Below are 274 nucleotides of genomic sequence, written 5' to 3'. Positions count from 1 at the left end.
CTTGCTTCGGTTACTCACGTAATTGGTGAGCTTAACCAGAACGATACAGTAACCTTCACCCGAAATGGTGACACGGTACTATCTGACTCACGTGTGGCATACCGCACAATCTGGGCTGAAACTACCTATGCCATGCAAACCCTGCGTGACAACCCAAGCTGTGCGGAACAAGAACACAAAGCGAAACAGGACGCGGCCGACCCGGGTCTGCATGCGAAGTTGAGCTACGACATTAACCACGACGTGGCAGCGCCTTACATTGCTAAAGGCATTC

The 274-nt window shown here is 51.8% G+C and carries 1 protein-coding gene; it reads left to right on the top strand.

Annotation, left to right across the window (positions count from 1 at the left end; all coding sequences use genetic code 11):
* Positions 1-274 (top strand): hypothetical protein (locus tag NLF92_RS12930; RefSeq protein WP_254102622.1); only part of this gene is annotated, 274 nt, incomplete at both ends.

Source organism: Opacimonas viscosa (assembly GCF_024199005.1).
GTDB classification, from domain to species: Bacteria; Pseudomonadota; Gammaproteobacteria; order Enterobacterales; family Alteromonadaceae; genus Opacimonas; species Opacimonas viscosa.
This window is presented reverse-complemented; position numbering and strand designations above follow the sequence as displayed.